General features: G+C 60.7%; 1 protein-coding gene. It reads left to right on the forward strand.

The annotated features are described in order from the left end of the window. Positions 1 to 346: 346 nt before the first annotated feature. On the forward strand, positions 347 to 866 hold a 520-nt coding region (locus GY725_04745; protein ID MCP4003484.1), incomplete at its 3' end, for an ATP-binding protein.

Genomic DNA, 866 nt, shown 5'->3' on the forward strand with positions numbered 1-866 from the left:
CTGAGTGGACCGCCCAGAAGCTGGTGAAGTGGGCCCACGAGAGCGGCCCGGCGACGGGAGAGGTGGTCGAGGCGATCCTGATCTCCAAGCCTCACCCGCATCAAGGCTTCCACTCCTGTCTGGGGCTACGTAGCCTCTCGAAGCGCTATGGAACCGATCGTCTGGAGGCGGCCTGCCGGCGAGCGCTGGCGATCGATGGCCTATCGTACAAGAGCATTGGATCGATCCTCAAAAATGGCTTGGATCGACAAGCGCTCCCCGACGTCGCGCCGTCAGCGCAGGCCATCGAGCACAGCAACGTACGCGGTGCGTCGTACTATCAAAGCGCTTCACAGGAGGCCCCGCGATGCTGATTCATCCCACCTTGGATCAACTCCGCACGATGCGCCTGGAGGGCATGGCGAAAGCTCTGGAAGAGCAGCTGCAGATGAGTGACATCGGGGACTTACGTTTCGAAGATAGGCTGGCTTTATTGATCGATCGCGAAGCCACCGAACGAGCGAGCCGGCGCCTTCGGACGCGATTACGACAAGCCAAGCTACGCCAGGGATATGCCTGTGTCGAAGATGTCAACTACCGCATCCGACGGGGACTCGATAAAGGTTTATTTATGGCGCTGGCTTCGTGCGATTGGATCGCCCGGCACCGTAATGTTTTACTCACCGGCCCCACCGGCGTCGGTAAAACATTTCTCGCCTGTGCCCTGGCGCAGAAAGCCTGCCGCGAAGGCTACAAAGTGAAATACCTGCGTGTGCCCCGACTCTTCGAAGAGCTGCGGCTGGCCCATGCCGACGGCCGCTATCCCAAGCTGATGGCGGGCCTGGCCAAGACCGACTTGATCGTCCTCGACGATTGGGGCCTGGCGC

The sequence above is a fragment of the bacterium genome (assembly GCA_024226335.1).
Classification (GTDB): domain Bacteria; phylum Myxococcota_A; class UBA9160; order SZUA-336; family SZUA-336; genus JAAELY01.